At 33.6% G+C, this 15,569-nt stretch carries 19 protein-coding genes; 1 reads left to right on the top strand and 18 read right to left on the bottom strand.

Annotated features, from left to right (window positions below):
• Positions 1-69 precede the first annotated feature (69 nt).
• The 18 genes from JFU20_RS28550 to recQ all read right to left on the bottom strand — a co-directional run bounded on the left by JFU20_RS28550 (position 70) and on the right by recQ (position 14,713).
• On the bottom strand, positions 70-1,266 hold the full coding sequence (locus JFU20_RS28550; protein WP_201039186.1) for a macrolide family glycosyltransferase: 1,197 nt from the start codon (positions 1,264-1,266) through the stop codon (positions 70-72).
• A gap of 59 nt (positions 1,267-1,325) precedes the next feature.
• Positions 1,326-2,003, bottom strand: coding sequence for a formylglycine-generating enzyme family protein (locus JFU20_RS28545; RefSeq protein WP_033734055.1), 678 nt, complete (start codon positions 2,001-2,003; stop codon positions 1,326-1,328).
• A gap of 32 nt (positions 2,004-2,035) precedes the next feature.
• Positions 2,036-2,554 carry a DNA topology modulation protein gene (locus JFU20_RS28540; protein WP_201039185.1) on the bottom strand — a complete coding sequence of 173 codons (519 nt, stop codon included), beginning with the start codon at positions 2,552-2,554 and terminating at the stop codon, positions 2,036-2,038.
• Entirely contained in the window at positions 2,551-3,480 is a 930-nt protein-coding gene (locus tag JFU20_RS28535) for a phosphotransferase enzyme family protein (RefSeq protein ID WP_003189829.1), read from the bottom strand. The genes JFU20_RS28540 and JFU20_RS28535 overlap by 4 nt, the downstream gene beginning before the upstream one ends.
• 26 nt (positions 3,481-3,506) lie before the next feature.
• The gene (locus JFU20_RS28530) at positions 3,507-3,893 is read right to left on the bottom strand and encodes a ribosomal maturation YjgA family protein (protein WP_002127740.1); all 387 of its coding nucleotides are present in this window, start codon (positions 3,891-3,893) and stop codon (positions 3,507-3,509) included.
• A gap of 92 nt (positions 3,894-3,985) precedes the next feature.
• Positions 3,986-4,339, bottom strand: a complete 354-nt coding sequence (locus JFU20_RS28525) for an MmcQ/YjbR family DNA-binding protein (RefSeq protein WP_201039184.1) — start codon at positions 4,337-4,339, stop codon at positions 3,986-3,988.
• 15 nt (positions 4,340-4,354) lie between these two features.
• Positions 4,355-4,726, bottom strand: coding sequence for a GNAT family N-acetyltransferase (locus JFU20_RS28520; protein WP_307838391.1), 372 nt, complete (start codon positions 4,724-4,726; stop codon positions 4,355-4,357).
• Between the two features lie 66 nt (positions 4,727-4,792).
• Positions 4,793-5,209 (bottom strand): GNAT family N-acetyltransferase, encoded by a 417-nt coding sequence (locus tag JFU20_RS28515; RefSeq protein ID WP_201039183.1) that lies wholly within the window; start codon positions 5,207-5,209, stop codon positions 4,793-4,795.
• 32 nt (positions 5,210-5,241) lie between these two features.
• Positions 5,242-5,613 (bottom strand): hypothetical protein, encoded by a 372-nt coding sequence (locus JFU20_RS28510; RefSeq protein WP_201039182.1) that lies wholly within the window; start codon positions 5,611-5,613, stop codon positions 5,242-5,244.
• Positions 5,614-6,381: a serine hydrolase gene (locus tag JFU20_RS28505; protein ID WP_201039181.1), complete on the bottom strand. Its 768-nt coding sequence runs from the start codon at positions 6,379-6,381 to the stop codon at positions 5,614-5,616.
• 184 nt (positions 6,382-6,565) lie between these two features.
• Entirely contained in the window at positions 6,566-7,078 is a 513-nt protein-coding gene (locus JFU20_RS28500) for a GNAT family N-acetyltransferase (protein WP_201039180.1), read from the bottom strand.
• Positions 7,079-7,156: 78 nt separating this feature from the next.
• Entirely contained in the window at positions 7,157-8,158 is a 1,002-nt protein-coding gene (locus tag JFU20_RS28495; RefSeq protein ID WP_201039179.1) for an HAAS signaling domain-containing protein, read from the bottom strand.
• The gene (locus JFU20_RS28490) at positions 8,145-8,492 is read right to left on the bottom strand and encodes a PadR family transcriptional regulator (RefSeq protein ID WP_002013008.1); all 348 of its coding nucleotides are present in this window, start codon (positions 8,490-8,492) and stop codon (positions 8,145-8,147) included. Before JFU20_RS28490 ends, JFU20_RS28495 begins: the two co-directional genes overlap by 14 nt.
• Before the next feature lie 168 nt (positions 8,493-8,660).
• Positions 8,661-8,993 (bottom strand): DUF952 domain-containing protein, encoded by a 333-nt coding sequence (locus tag JFU20_RS28485; protein ID WP_201039178.1) that lies wholly within the window; start codon positions 8,991-8,993, stop codon positions 8,661-8,663.
• 74 nt (positions 8,994-9,067) lie between these two features.
• Positions 9,068-11,143, bottom strand: a complete 2,076-nt coding sequence (locus tag JFU20_RS28480; RefSeq protein ID WP_201039177.1) for a HelD family protein — start codon at positions 11,141-11,143, stop codon at positions 9,068-9,070.
• Positions 11,144-11,260: 117 nt separating this feature from the next.
• Complete coding sequence (locus tag JFU20_RS28475; RefSeq protein ID WP_201039176.1) at positions 11,261-12,004, bottom strand: class I SAM-dependent methyltransferase; 744 nt, start codon at positions 12,002-12,004, stop codon at positions 11,261-11,263.
• A gap of 182 nt (positions 12,005-12,186) precedes the next feature.
• On the bottom strand, positions 12,187-12,570 hold the full coding sequence (locus JFU20_RS28470; RefSeq protein WP_002165633.1) for a gamma-glutamylcyclotransferase family protein: 384 nt from the start codon (positions 12,568-12,570) through the stop codon (positions 12,187-12,189).
• Positions 12,571-12,595: 25 nt separating this feature from the next.
• Complete coding sequence (gene recQ, locus JFU20_RS28465; protein ID WP_002165632.1) at positions 12,596-14,713, bottom strand: DNA helicase RecQ; 2,118 nt, start codon at positions 14,711-14,713, stop codon at positions 12,596-12,598.
• A gap of 316 nt (positions 14,714-15,029) precedes the next feature.
• Between recQ and JFU20_RS28460 the strand changes: the two genes are divergently transcribed.
• A complete protein-coding gene (locus tag JFU20_RS28460) occupies positions 15,030-15,191 on the top strand; it encodes a hypothetical protein (protein WP_087947138.1) in 162 nt (53 codons plus the stop codon).
• The last annotated feature ends 378 nt before the right edge of the window (positions 15,192-15,569 follow it).

The raw sequence follows: 15,569 nt of genomic DNA, 5'->3' as shown, positions 1-15,569 counted from the left end.
ATTCCTCGCTTCATATAACATAAAAGTGTCTATATCATTTAATATAGACACCCTTTCACATGTATAGTTTTAATAACAGCCTGTAAATTTAAAAATTTCATCAACTGCTTGCTTATACCCACCTGATTTTCGGAGAGACTCCTTCAAATTCAAAGCAGCTTCTTTACATGACGGATTATTTAATACTATTTCTACACTTTCACTTAGTTGATCCGCAGTTAATCCTTGCATTTGCAATTTAACTCCTGCCCCGAGACTCTCCACTTGCTTTGCGATTACTGGCTGATCTGCACTTTGCGGAATTACAACGAGTGGAACACCGTTATATATCCCTTCATGCGTACTGTTCATACCGCCGTGTGTAATAAATAGTTTCGTATATTTGAGAAGTTCAGTTTGTGGTACATAGTTTTTCACAATGAAGTTTTTAGGGATACTACCTAAATCACTTATTTCCGTTTTGTTGCCAATAGACATAACAATTGTATGCTTACTATTCTCGAACGCCTTCATACAAAGTTTATAAAAATCAAGCGCTTCATTAAAAACAGTACCTAATGAAATGTAAATCAGGCTTTTTTCTTTAATTGAAGTGTAATCAAAACCTTCATTTTTCACTTGTGTAGAGATAGATGGTCCCACAAATTTGAATGTTTCATTAAATGTATCCCCAAAAGGTTGGAACTCCTTAATTGTATACACAATAGTAAGTGAAGCTGGATTACAGAAAACTTCATACGGTGAGTTTATATCAACACCATATTTTTCTGTAATTCCATTAGTTAAGTTTTCAAAATTATTATGTATTCTATCCTGAACTTCCAGTGGGATATTTTTAGAAAGATGGTCTAACATTTGTTTAAATGATTTTTCATCTTGTGCAAAAGATGTGCATGAATTTATGGCTGGAAGATTAAGAATTTGGGCAATTAAGCGACCACAGCCAAACATCGAATCATGAATAATATAATCAAAATGTTCACCTTCAATTTGTTCTAGAACACTAGGTATTACAATATCAGCTGTATGTAGAAGGCCGTTTATTCTTTCCTGTAAATAATTTCGACCACCGGAAAGAAATGCTTTTATAAATTTTTCATCATCAATCGTTCGTACAGTAGCACCTGTCTTCTCAATACGCTCCCTGAAAGCCTCTATTGAAAAATAAACTACCTCTTCACCGCGAGAAATCAGTTCTTCTACAACATGTAATGTTGGATTTATATGTCCTTCTGATCCAGCGTTAATGAATAAAACACGTGCCATTCAAAACACTCCTTAAATTTTAAAATTTCTATGTTGTAAAGAGTATGGATACTTTCCTGCTAAATTGACCTAGCAAGCCTAAAACCGAGATCATCTATATGAAATGTAGGATGACTACGACGGCGACAAGTGGCACCGCAACCTCTAGCTGCTTCAGCCCAACTACCACCACGAAAAATGCGGTATGACCCGTACACTGTTTCATCATACAAATCATAGCACCATTCCCAAACGTTCCCTAACATATCATAAAGTCCCCATGCATTCGGTTCTTTTTTACCGACGTCATGAATTTGCCCACTTGAATTTTCATTATACCACGCTATTTTCTGAAGTTCCCCATACGTATATCCCGTCGTACCTGCTTTACATGCATATTGCCACTCTGCCTCAGACGGTAATCGATAGCCATTTGAATGTAAGTTACAACTAACCTTTTTCCCATCATCTTGTATAGAATAATACTCTGTAAACCCTGCTATTTTAGACAGTAAATTACAAAAAGCAATTGCATCATGCCATGAAATATTTACAACAGGTTTATTACCATTTTCATTACCATTTAGTGCACGATTCGTAATTGCGTAATATAATTCCGCTGTTACAACATACTTTGCAAGAAGAAATGGTTTTATTTGAACTTGCCATTCTTTTTTTATTCGATCATCTCTTAATTCTACTTTTCCTGTTGGAATTTTCACCATATTAGAGTCAACCGGACCAATGAATCTATTCAATCCTATCCCCCCATGTTACTTCTTTTTATAATCTAACTATTTATGGTATCGTGCTTCTCTAAAAATAGTCTTACTTCATTTGAAGATTTTAAAATAATAACATCTTTATCCTTACTCAATTGATTTAGCCTCTTTAAAATTGAAGGTCGTTTCGTTTTAGGATATTCCCATATCCATTTGAAAAATTGCAAGTCAGATCTTTCTTCACATCCAGCCCCCATATCCGGTCTTGTTTTATTCCGATATTGCACAATTCTTTTAAAAGCACGATAAACACAAATTGTTCTATGAATATCAAGAAAGATAATTGTATCAGCTGCGTTAATTCTTATGTCCATTGTCCCGCCATAATTCCCATCAATAATCCACTTTTCCCCTTTAACTAATTCATTTTGAACCGTTCTTTGCTCCTCTTTCGGTACACCCTCCCAATTTGGTTTCCAAAATAGTGCATCAAGATGATGCACCTTAATATTTAGCTTATTACCTAACTGCCTTGCTAATGTAGATTTTCCTGAACCACCAGAACCAATTAATATAATTTTTTTCATATGAGTACGCTTCTTTCTATAGATTCTTCAATATCTTCCTTATTAGCAAAAATCCATAAAAACATCTCTTCATTTAACTTTAGTAAATCTTTTAACTGAACAAAATAAGTAATAAATATAATTTGAATTGAAAGCATTACATACCAAATTGATTGTAGTTCTGCTCTCGTTAAAATGTTTTGCTTATAATATCCTTTAAAAATTTCACTTACAATTTGTAACCATTTCCCTCTTAATGTTTCATCACTAAATATCTCACTTAAAATACTTGTACAGCAATAGCATAAATCGAATACTCTAACGTTTTCTTCTAGAAGCTCAAAATCGATAAACCCTTGAAAATCACTTTCTCTAAAGATTACATTTGATAAGTGCATATCGCGATGAATAATTTGTTTCGGTAATGAGTGAACCGTTTCCTTGAAAGCTGTATGTATTTGATCCATTTTTTGAATTACATCCTGATGAACATGCTCATTCTTTACTAAATTCGGTAAAGCCCATTCGTATACCACTTTATATAACTCTCTTTTTATTAACTCGTTAGCACTATTCACTGAATTTAGTTCGTGATGTAAATTAGCCATTTCCTCTCCAATTGTGCTTCCTAGCACTTTTAGCTTTTCTGTATCTTTGATTTCTAGTACACTTCCGGCAACATATTCGTACAAACAATAATTCTTCTCTTTATACAATACGTACCTTTCATCATTTCTCGTTTTTACTAATTTTTGTACTTTAACTCCTTTTTCATCAAGCTGTTCTAATACATTTAGTTCAACTAGAAACTGTTTTATCGATCCCTTTCCCTTTAAAATATACGCCTTATTATTACAATGAATCTTCGTTACGTTTGGTTGAATTTCAGTAGCTGTGACACCTTTATCTTGAAACCAAAACTTTGCAATTTCTAATATATCCTTCATGTACAAATCCCCCTTTTTAAAGTCACTTATTTCTTCCGTAGCATAAACTCACCAAGCATTCCTACTCCAACACCAATTGTGTAAGCCACTAAATCACTCCATAAAAATCCGTAACCTAATACGAGTCCACCTAAAGTCGTTGCTCGAATGCTATCTATCCATTCAGCATGATACAATTGACTAATTTCAATCCCGTAGCAAAATATCAAACTAATAAAAGCTAATTTCTTCATTTCTATTTTAGGAAACAAAAATCCGAATCCAGTAAAAATCATTAATGCCCATAAAGCATCACCTAAGTACTCATTTAACAAATCTGGTAACGCAAAAGCAAACTTTCTTGAACTAAGACCTAAAATAATAACAACTATAGTAAACACCGCATATAGTAATCTATTTCGTTTCGTATTCATTTCAAAATCCCCTAATATATAATGTAAAACTGCAAATAGCTAGTAAAATATAATCATTTTACTAGCTATTTATAGTCGACTTCACTTTGTATTTAATCCAATAACTCTTGCTGCTTTTTCTTTGAAAACGATTGTAATACTAAATCATATGACCAATCTATCATCTTATTGATTTGTTCTTGCCCCACATCCTTATGTATGTACACTGTATTCCAATGCTTTTTATTCATATGATATCCAGGAATTATTGTTTCTGGGTAATCTTCTCTTATTCGTAAAGAAAGTTCTGGATCACATTTTAATGTAATCGCAGCTTTTTCACCTTCTTCATGATTCACTATCGCAAATATTTTATTATTTAACCTCATACATATTGCACTCCAGCCATCTGGAGAATCTGCTGTCGCTTTTTTTTTCGATAAACAATACGCTCTTGTTGCATTCATTCTAATTGGCACCTCTTATTCTTTCACTATTTGATTACGATGCATCACAATTTGCTTCGTAACTTGAAATTGCTGTTCACCATAAAACTTTATTAGTTTCTCTCCGCAAAATAGACTAACAATATCAATATGAGATACCTGTTGAAGTAACATTGTAAGCATCTTCTCACCAATTCCCTTGTTTCTTACACTCTCATGTACGACAACATCTTCAATATACGCCCGAAAAACACCGTCAGTAACAACTCTAGCAAATCCAATTAATTCATTTTCTTCCCATACTCCAATTGCTATACTATTCTTTAACATTTTTTGAATATCGACTTCTTTTCTTTCTGGCCACCAGCCTACAGAATCGTAAAGTTTCTTTATTTTTTCTACACAGATTGGTTGTTCATGTTGTAATTTATACGTTTACATTTTTTCTCCCCTCAACCAGTATACATAATATTATTATAATCTCTTTTCTAAAAAGTGTTGACTATGCCCTTTAGGATGATCTTCAACAACACCATATTCTCGGTATCCGTGCTTTTTATAAAAATCTGGTGCTTGGAAACTAAATGAATCTAGTAAAATGAGTCTACATCCTTTTTCCATCGCAATTCCTTCTATTTTATGTAACAATTGACTACCATAACCATCATGACGAACAGATTCATCAACCCATAAAAAATCTATATGAAGATGATAAAAATACATCGTTCCTGTTACCCCGCCAAAGATTTTTCCATCTTCATCTTTCACTACGAAGCTTACTTGTTCCATCGGTTGCTTTACTTCATCTGTTAAAATAGACATGTTATATTGAATTACTTTATTTTTAATGTATTCACCTTCAATGCGAGTACCGTTCTCTATGCTTTTCATATATTTCCTCCTTTCAACTTAGTAAGCTACATTTAATTTTTACTTCTTCTCTTTAATATACTGATGAATATAAATCCAGCATATGTAACAAAGCATGAAAAACCAATTATCCCTGGTACAGAGACATAGCCTGTTCTCACATAACTTATAACGGCAAAACTAGCGATTAATAATAAAATAGATGGCCAAAATATAAGAGCTGTTTTTCTTCGTCTTTGTCTCGATGTACTTTCTTTCACTTCAGAAACACGTGTACCAAAAAGCAATACAATACAAATGAGAATCGCTGCAAAGTAAATAGTATCTAATGACAAAGTGCGATCGTATAGCGCAATTCCAACTTCAAGAGCAATAATCGTAAGGATTAAAATAATGATTGTTGAAGTCTTTAAGTTTCGTTTCAATCACTCACTCCTAACATAACTATATTCTTTGTATACGTACCTCAAAGCTTCTATAACGGTTTCATCAACTTGTTTATTATCAAATCGATTAGGTAAATCTCTTCCCCCAATTACATAAAGAAACGGAAATTTATGAAACATTCCTATTATACCAATATTTATTATAGCGGTGGATAAACCACCTGTCATATGAGCTAAATGATAATACGGTATCCCTTCATAATCACCTTGTTGCCTTACCATTCCATTAATAATGGGTTCCCATAATTCTGGTTCTGATTTATATCCTTGAAAAATATGTACTAAAAGTGAAAAAACTTGATTTAACTCTCCGACATTTTGCTCATCTCTAGGGTTTTCCTGTATATGAATCTTTGAAAAGTACGTTAAAACATTTTCTCTGACAGTTTCCCATCCTCCGCAGTGCATAACAATTGACTGAGCTATACAGCTGTCGTGACACGCTATCATTACTTCAACCGCTTTACTAAGTGTTAATGTAGCTCTGTCTTGTAAGTGAGGATATAACTGCGCACTATCCTCATTTGGATTATACTTAATGTGATGAAGTGTATCACTCCAACTAATTAGTTTATCCTTTACCATCTTTGCTACTGTAAATCCAATTGCCACTTTTGCTGCTGATGCTAAAGGAACGTATAGCTCATTGTTATGGGTAGCAACTATATTTCCATTCTTTGTTGAATAAACAAGTATTCCAACTTGACCAATTTGTATTTCTTTTATTTTTCTAATGACAGCCTGCATATTCATCCCTCTTCTTATATCGTTTTATCATCTTCTCAAAATTCGATATAGAATATAAGAATCCTTTTTTGTTAAATGATAATCATGAATACAATAAGAAAAAGATAGCATGAGATTTCTTCATACTATCTTTTGTAATATATACAATTTCTTTTTAAAATTATTTTTACAGTAATAGATACAGCTATTCTTCAGTAGGATTTTTAGGACCATTAAGCTCCAATTGATAAAAAGCTAAATCTAGCCATCGATTGAACTTATAACCGGCTTTTTTTATTGTTCCTGCATGAACAAATCCATAGTTTTGATGCAGGGCAATACTTTTCTCATTTTCTGCGTCAATTCCAGCAATTAAGGTCATATATTCTCTTTTCTGTGCAATAGCTATTAGTTCTTTCATTAAAGACTTCCCAATTCCATTTTTTCTATATTCCTTATCAACGTATATAGAATGTTCAATTGAATATTTATAGGCAGGCCATGCTCTAAATGGACCAAATGTCGCAAATCCTACTACTTTATTATCTAGCTCGTAGACTAAAATCGGATAGCAATCAGCCTTTTTTTGTTCATACCAATCTATTCTATTTTCAAGGGTTACAGGTTTGTACGCATATATAGCTGTTGAATTAAGGATTGCATCATTATAAATATCTAAAATAAATGTTACATCTTTTTTCATTGCTTCCCTTATCATTGTTTTCTTCCCTTCATAATGATCTTTCTCTGTACCTTTCTTTCAACTGATCTACCTAATAATAGTACAAACTTATTTTTACAACCGAATTCTAGATTTTCGAAAACCATCAATTGCATTTAGTACCGCAGATAATATGAAGATAATTATCCCTCCACCAATTAACCACGTTTTAAATTCCTCTGGAGAAATTGTAAACATATTTGCCACATACATAATGAATCCTTCGTTAAATAAATGAGGATTTACTACAATTACAATGAATACTATTGTTGCAGCTAACTGTAGGATTGCGTTCCCAATTGCCAACCTTGTCGTCCATTGTCCCTGTACTAACTTATAAAGAGATATAGCTACTTCGAAAACGATCATAATTACAACGATTGGCCAATACTGAAGTAAAACATCTTGATTGAAAGTTGGTGCGACAAATTTCAGTCCATCTGCTGCACCATTATATACGCCAACAAGATGATTCGCATAAAAGTAAAGGGTAGCCCAAACTGCTGTCCACATCAAACCTCCAAAAACTTCAAACTTTGAGATTGACTTTTTCTTTGGAACATACGAGATATTTTTCAAATCATCAGGAGTCCATTTTTTTAAACTTGTCGTCAACGGTTGGGTACCTTTGTCTTTATCTGTTCTTTCTAAAATAGCAAATACAAGTGTCAACCAGAAAAATACATGGAGGCCTACTTCGACAATTTCCCCAATGCCTTTACCTATCAATTGTAAAATAACATTTAATACTGCTTGATCACCAGTATAGCCTATAAAATTTTCTGCAATCATTGCAATGAGTGCGATAACAGCTGCAATTGGTATAATCATTTTTAATAGCGTCGTATATACATCAAAATAGCGTGGTCCAATTAAATGCATCGGTCTATCCAAATACCCATTAGCCAATGAAACCGGGCTCCCCAATTTTTCGAGAACGCTCTTCACATCATCTTCATTATAATCGTCTGATAACATATCCTCTATTGTCGACCGTAGCTCAAGCGTAATATCTTCACGATTTTTTTCAGGTAATCTCTTCGCAACTTCTTGGACGTACATATCAATCAAACTCATTCTCGTCCTCCTCCTTTAATAAGTTATAAAGTTCTTTTGAATCCTTTATCCATTCCTTTTTCAACTGCAAAAATATATTTAATCCATATTCACTTAAAACATAGTACTTACGAGGTCTACTCTCCGTTTTATCCCAACTACTCGTCACTAGCTCCTGCTTTTCTAATCGGCGAAGTAGTGGATATAAAGTACTTTGATCTATCATGATTCCTGATTGCTCCAATAATTGGACAAGCGAATATCCATATTGCGGCGTTCTTAGTTGACTTAAAACCGCTAATGTCAATGTCCCTCTCCTTAGCTCAGTAATTAATGAATTTAATAAAGTATCCATTCACCCACCTCATTTCCATTACTATATGTCATACAGTATGTGTTTTATACTATGTATCGTACAGTATTAGTGTGACAAAAACAATAATTTTTCAAAAAATATATACAATAAAAAGCACAAACTATATAATTTGCGCTTTTCTAGCTAACTTAAATACCTATAACACTCTTAACTTTGTCCCTCTGGTAATAAAAAATCTCCCTTTTCTTTAAGAAATGGTGCAACACCTACAATTGCCTCAAAATTGATTACTCCATATACATGCGGGTATTCTTGACCGTTAGTAGCAAGTTCATATTTTATTTCTGCTTTTACTAGGGATGGATCAATTGTAAGTAATAAAACATCTTCTTCATGACTGAAATATGTTTCCGCAACTATTAAAGCTTGGTCTAATAATGAACAATGAATAAATCCCTCTTCTATTAGTGATTTTTCATTAATTTCTCTAGTTGTTTTTGCGATTTCCCAATTTCTTTTTGTTATTACTTTTGTAATCATATCCATTCCCCCTATATCCTTATATAGAAAAAAAGAGGTTTTTCTGTTTATTACTAGAAAATCCTCTTTTTTATTTATTTTAATCCCTTAATTAATGGCGACGCTTCCCCACTATGGAAAATCCATAAATCATGAAGCGATCTCGTACATCCGACATACAATAATTTCGCATCATGTTTTGTATTTTTGTAATGTTCCTCATCAACGTCGATTAGAAGTACGGCATCAAATTCTAAACCTTTCGCCAAATATACAGGTACTACCGAAATACCACCTTCATATTTGCTTTGATCTGCTTCAATGACATTAACAGTCAACTCTGCATTTGTTAACTTCTCATATATATCACGGCATTCATCGTCTGTTCTTCCAATTACCGCGATTGTTTTCACATCTTCAGTTTGCAAATGCTGTAATGTCTTTAAAACTTCAGTAAATTGGTCCTCTGCCGGAATTACTTTCACGTCTTCACCGCTACGGAAAACTGGAGTTGCGAGTCCCACTGGAATCTCTGCATTTTTAATTATTTCATTCGCGAATTCAATAATTTCTTTTGTAGAACGATAACTTCTCGTTAATTCATAATAACCTGTTTCTTGGAATACTTCCTTAAAAGCACCCCAGTCTTCAATTCCTTGATAATCATAAATTGCTTGAGATAAATCACCTAATATAGTGAAAGAATGACCTAGTGTAATTTCTTTTAATACATATACTTGGAATGGCGAGAAATCTTGCGCTTCATCAATAACGACGTGATGGAACTTTTGTCCAATTTCAATTCCTGTTATGCGATGTTGTATGTAAATTAAAGCTGGTAAGTCTTCTACATACACTTCTTTTTTACGACAATTCTTTTCTGTTTCTTGAACAAGTTCTTCAGGTAATACTTCGAGTATTTCTTTACTCTTTATCATTGAATTATATAGTGAAAGCGGGCTCATTTTCGGCCAAAAATTCATATATGTGTTCAATCTCTTTGTCGCTTCTTTTTTTAGTAATTTTTTCTCGTTTGTTTCTCCAAACTTTTTAAGCTCAATTTCAATCCAGCGCTTCATACGGCCGACTAAACGTTCTCTTCTTTTCTTTAATGGATAGTGTTTATATTCAACCTGCATCCATTTTTTAACGTCTTCCACTGGAATAACAGCTTTATCCCATGCCTCAAAATCTTTTGTTGGCACTAAATCTTTTTCAAATTGAATCATTCTTTCTTCAATAAACGACTTAAATTCCAGCGTGCCTTTCAATTTACCTAGCATAACCTTTTTTTCATCGCGATTAATTGAGAAAGCTTCTTTCAATTTTTCTTCTGTCTGCTTCAGTTTCACCGAACCATCTAACGTACGTAATGCCCAATCTGGAAACGTTGTTTGACTAATATTTCCTACCCCTAACTCAGGAAGTACACTTGAAATATAGTCTAAAAACAAACTGTTTGGAGCGAATACGATCATTCTCTCCGCTTCAAGTTGTTCACGATATTCATAAATTAAAAAAGCAAGGCGATGTAAAGCGATCGTTGTTTTTCCGCTCCCTGCAACCCCTTGAATTAATAACGGTAAGTTTCTTTCCGCACGAATAATATCATTTTGCTCCGATTGTATAGTCGAAACGATATCTTTCAATTTATTATCTTTATTCTCACCTAATCGATATAGAAGAAAATCATCAGCATGTGAGACATCTTCATTTCCTTTCACATATGTATCAACAACACGTTCTAGTTCTCTCTTTCGAATCGAAATGTTTCGTTTTAAATAAACATCGCCTTCTACTAATCCGTCTGGTGAATGATAAAATGCTAATTCTTCACCACCGGTAAATGAATAAAACATACTTGCGACAGGTGCACGCCAATCAATTACAATTGGTTTCATCGTATCTTTATCTGAAACACCTACTTTACCGATGTAAATCGGCATTACGTCTTCCTTGCCATCCTCCTGAAAGTCTAATCTTCCAAAATACGGCTCATGTACACCAATACGTAAGCTTTGTCTATTAGACTCCCTCATACTTTCAAGAATTTGCTCTTTAAAATCTTCTCCATAATAAACCGGGATTTTTTCAAGCTGTTCTAATTGATCATCCATCGTACTTAAAGTATCTTTCATTTTTTGTAACTCTTCGTCAAAAATGTTGTTCATTTGATGATTCCCTCCTGTCCGTTCCAATTTTTTCAGTCGAAATATAATTGTATTAAAAATCCATTCATAAAGTCAATAGTTTTAGTAAGAATTTTCTAAATTAAAAAAGAGTAGAGATTAATCCCTACTCTTCCTTACTTTAATTCGATATGCCAAACATTCATTTAATGTTGCCAATTCTTTATATTTTCGTTTTTCAAAATCATATGCTCCCCCAGGGAAGAATCCCATAATACTTAAACCCGCTTCAGCACATAGATTGCTAATCTCATCTACCGTATAACATCGTAAAGACTGTGTTACTACATCATTTGGATAATTAGGGTCCCACCAATGATCTAACATTCTTTCATTTATACTATCATATTCATATTTTCGCATCGCTGAACTTAATGGCATTTCTTGTCCACTTACCTTTTTCCAATACAAAGGTTGATAAATATCAATAAGTGCACATCCATCTTCCTTCATCCAATCTTTAATCCATTTTAGTAGAAACAATTGCTCATCATTTGTTCCTACACCAAATCCATCTAAATAACTAACCACATCAAATTTTTCTTCAAAGTTAATTTGATAAAAATCTCCACAATGAATGGCAATATCACTACTAGAATGTTCTTTTGCAAAGGAAACCAGCTCTGATACAAGTTCAACAGTTGTCATTCTCACACGTAACTTAGACATCGCTCGTGCAAATCCACCATTTCCCGCACCAAGTTCTAACATCGTTTGAAATGGATGACCAACTTGTTCTTGAACTTCTTTAGCAACCTGCTCTAACCAGCTTTCTGTATTGATATCGTAATTCGACAGTTCGAATTGTTTTTGGTAAAATTCCTTCACATTTAATTCGTTCATTATTATTCTCCTCCTGCACTAGATTTTTCTGCTACAGGTGAGAAACTAAATTTCTGACACCCATGAAAAAAAAACATTCTTATTTCTCTATATTTACAATTTATCAAAATAATAGGAATTTTGAAAGTACCAATATAAAAAGCAGATAATGGTCGATTCCACTATCTGCTCTATAGCTGCTTTTATTTTCCTTGTTGATACTTCACCCAATCACCAGAAATGATAACTTTCTTTAGCATCTCTTTATCTTGAGCAATATACACAAATGCACGTATTTCTCTATCACCTAAATAAATCGTTTCGGTGATTCGGTCATATAAATCACTCTCTGCATTACCTGTGTATTCTTCAAGTTCATCTAACTTTTGCAAAACATCATCATTTACTTCATAAACTTCTCCGTATACTTTGTCCTCATTTGAACAAATCATCGCAGGATATCCTTCGTATGTATCAAATAATTTACCATACGTCCATGCTTCGTATGCGATGCATATTGCACCTTGCATAAAATGAGCATTCGTTTGCTCTTTTCTTAACGTGCCATACACGAAAACGTGATGCATAAATCCCTATCCCCTTTATATGTCTCTACTTTCTAATTTGTAAATAAGCACGAATCATAAAGTAACTCACTTCATTTGGAAGTTGGTCCTTAATCGATTTCAGACCACCCTCTGCATTTTGTACGGCAGTTTCAATAAGAGCTTCATACTCTGTTGGAACAAAACTGTTCCAGTCTACTTCCATTCCATCTTCAAAGCAGCGAATTAAATGATTTTCAATTGTTTGTCTTGATAAGCTACGTTCTTTAGCAATTTCATCTAGATCAATGCCTTGTTTATACATTTCATACGTTTCTAAATGAGAATTCGCTGACGCTTTTCCTGATTTTTTACTCTCTGAAACAACTTCAGTCTTAATTGTTTCCGCATAGTTTGGGTTATCCTCAATAAAGTACTGAACTGCTTGTAAGAAGTAAGACCCGTACTTCACAAGTTTGTGTTCTCCGATTCCTTTTACAGTTAGGAGTTCGGAATCACTTTGTGGCATTTTCGCACACATATCTTTTAACGTTTGGTCAGAGAAAATAACGAACGGTGGTACACCTTCTCCTTGTGCAATTTCTTTACGCACTTCACGAAGCACTTCAAACAAAGGATGATCTTGAACAATTTGTCTCGTTTCTACTCGTTCTTTGCGTAAAACATTCTCTTTACCAAGTAATACTTCTTTTCCTTTTTCCGTTACTTTTAATGTTGGATACGTACCATGTTCAACTGCAATTAACTCATCTGAAATTAAAAACTCAATAAACTCACTGACTTCTTTTACACTACGGTTTGACAAAAGACCGTATGTTGGCAAAGTATGAAAATTAAATTCAATGACTTTCTTATTTTTAGATCCAGTTAATACTTGTGCAATCATTTGCTTTCCGAATCGTTGGTTCGTCCTAATCATACAAGATAGTACCATTTGGGATTCTCTCGTCACGTCGATACTTTCACGGTCGTCCGTACAATTACCGCAGCGACCACAATCTTCCTTCGGCTCTTCTCCGAAGTATTGCAAAATAAATGATTGTAAACATTGTTCTGTATGACAGTAATCGGTCATATTTTGGAGTTTTTCAAGCTCATTTGAAAAACGTGATTCTCCAGTTGATTGATCGATTAAAAAGCGTTGTACTTGCACATCTTGAGAAGAATATAACAAAATACATTCACTATCTAATCCATCACGACCAGCACGTCCTGCTTCTTGATAGTAACTTTCCATATTTTTTGGAAGTTGATAATGGATAACGTAACGTATATTCGATTTATCTATACCCATTCCAAATGCAGATGTTGCCACCATAACACTTATTTCATCTCGTAAAAAGAGTTCTTGCTGTTCATTTCGATCGTGGTCGCTCATACCAGCATGATATTTCGATACCGAAACTCCTGCTTTCCCTAAATCTTCATATAACTGATCAACTACTTTTCTTGTAGCTGCATATATAATCCCAGATTCCTTCTGATTTTGACGAATATAATCCGCTAAATACGCATTACGATCCTGTCCTTTAATTACTGAAAACGATAAGTTCTCGCGCTCGAACGTTGTCATAATTGTATTTTCTTGATTAATTTCAAGCGTAGTGCAAATATCATCACGTACTTGTGGTGTTGCTGTTGCTGTTAATGCTAAAACGAGCGGTTTTTCTGGAAGATAATCTAATATGCGATGTATATGTAAATAACTAGGACGGAAATCATGACCCCACTGCGAAATACAGTGCGCCTCATCAATTGCTATCATCGGGATTTTCATATCGATAAGTTGATCAACAAACTCCATAGAATCAAGACGCTCAGGCGCCACGTAAAGCAACTTGTAATGCCCTTGTTTCGCCAATTGAATTCGTTGATTCGCTTCTGTAATAGAAATAGAACTATTAATATAAGTAGCTGAAATACCGTTTTGTACTAATGTATCTACTTGGTCTTTCATAAGTGAAATCAAAGGTGAAATAACTAATGTCGTTCCTTCGAATACTAATGCGGGAATTTGATAACAAATTGACTTACCACCGCCCGTAGGCATAATACAAACTGTATCTTTCCCATCTAATACATTTTTAATTGTTTCATCTTGTCCTCTTCGGAATGACGAATAACCGAAATAAGACGCTAAAAGTTCTTGTGCTTTTGTAAACAAAAAAGAGTCACCTGCTTTTCTATATCTTTCATCTATTACTATTATATCATCACTTATGCGTCATGAAAGTGCTGAATGAAAGAGTTATATATAATCACGTATCAAACTGATTCACGCCATGCTTTTTCATTATTCTAAGTTTCTCTTCATTTTGGATATTAATTAGTATCAGTGTTTTAGTTGCTTCCTACGTTTTCCAACATAAAAAACACAAATCTAGTACACATGAAGAAAGAATTTCAAAATAAATATTCATTTTATTTACCTTCCTAGAATACTACTAATCGTATACATATGAATTTGAGGAGGTTAAATTATGAAGCGTCGTTACAATAATTCCAACAAACCTAAAGCGTCAAATAAACAACTCCAATTCTCTAATAATGATGCGTGGAAATATGAATCATTTTATAAGTATCAGCCCTTATTTTCTTATAGCAAGCTTATGAATTTCCTTTCTCAACTTTTTAAACGTTAATACATGTGCCAAATATATATCATTCAAACAAATTTTCTCAACATCTAACTTATAGACTTACTACAATACAGTTGTTACCATATATAATAATCTGTTAGATAAACCCCTTATGTTGACCTGCTTAAATTAGCAGGTCTTTTTTTATACTTGTATATCGCAATATGTCGTAGCCTGGCTGAAAAGTCTTTTCTCCATTTTAGAACCCTATTCCGCTCTCCACAAATGATTATAATTCCAAAAAGCAAAATATAAATCCGCTACATTCATACAATCAATTCATTTTTTCTCAATACACAAAGTGAATTTCATTTGTTACTATAAAAGTACTCCAGATGAGTTTTTGCTCATCAACATTATCTAGTTAAAGGGGTCTGCCGC

The sequence above is a fragment of the Bacillus sp. TH30 genome, assembly GCF_016650875.1.
Lineage (GTDB): Bacteria > Bacillota > Bacilli > Bacillales > Bacillaceae_G > Bacillus_A > Bacillus_A mycoides.
This window is presented reverse-complemented; position numbering and strand designations above follow the sequence as displayed.

Coding starts and splice junctions, on each gene's coding strand:
- JFU20_RS28550 (WP_201039186.1), bottom strand. CDS start 1,266: ATGGCACGTGTTTTATTCATTAACGCTGGATCAGAAGGACATATAAAT.
- JFU20_RS28540 (WP_201039185.1), bottom strand. CDS start 2,554: ATGAAAAAAATTATATTAATTGGTTCTGGTGGTTCAGGAAAATCTACA.
- JFU20_RS28535 (WP_003189829.1), bottom strand. CDS start 3,480: ATGAAGGATATATTAGAAATTGCAAAGTTTTGGTTTCAAGATAAAGGT.
- JFU20_RS28530 (WP_002127740.1), bottom strand. CDS start 3,893: ATGAATACGAAACGAAATAGATTACTATATGCGGTGTTTACTATAGTT.
- JFU20_RS28525 (WP_201039184.1), bottom strand. CDS start 4,339: ATGAATGCAACAAGAGCGTATTGTTTATCGAAAAAAAAAGCGACAGCA.
- JFU20_RS28515 (WP_201039183.1), bottom strand. CDS start 5,209: ATGAAAAGCATAGAGAACGGTACTCGCATTGAAGGTGAATACATTAAA.
- JFU20_RS28505 (WP_201039181.1), bottom strand. CDS start 6,381: ATGCAGGCTGTCATTAGAAAAATAAAAGAAATACAAATTGGTCAAGTT.
- JFU20_RS28500 (WP_201039180.1), bottom strand. CDS start 7,078: ATGATAAGGGAAGCAATGAAAAAAGATGTAACATTTATTTTAGATATT.
- JFU20_RS28495 (WP_201039179.1), bottom strand. CDS start 8,158: ATGAGTTTGATTGATATGTACGTCCAAGAAGTTGCGAAGAGATTACCT.
- JFU20_RS28490 (WP_002013008.1), bottom strand. CDS start 8,492: ATGGATACTTTATTAAATTCATTAATTACTGAGCTAAGGAGAGGGACA.
- JFU20_RS28485 (WP_201039178.1), bottom strand. CDS start 8,993: ATGATTACAAAAGTAATAACAAAAAGAAATTGGGAAATCGCAAAAACA.
- JFU20_RS28480 (WP_201039177.1), bottom strand. CDS start 11,143: ATGAACAACATTTTTGACGAAGAGTTACAAAAAATGAAAGATACTTTA.
- JFU20_RS28475 (WP_201039176.1), bottom strand. CDS start 12,004: ATGAACGAATTAAATGTGAAGGAATTTTACCAAAAACAATTCGAACTG.
- JFU20_RS28470 (WP_002165633.1), bottom strand. CDS start 12,570: ATGCATCACGTTTTCGTGTATGGCACGTTAAGAAAAGAGCAAACGAAT.
- JFU20_RS28460 (WP_087947138.1), top strand. CDS start 15,030: ATGAAGCGTCGTTACAATAATTCCAACAAACCTAAAGCGTCAAATAAA.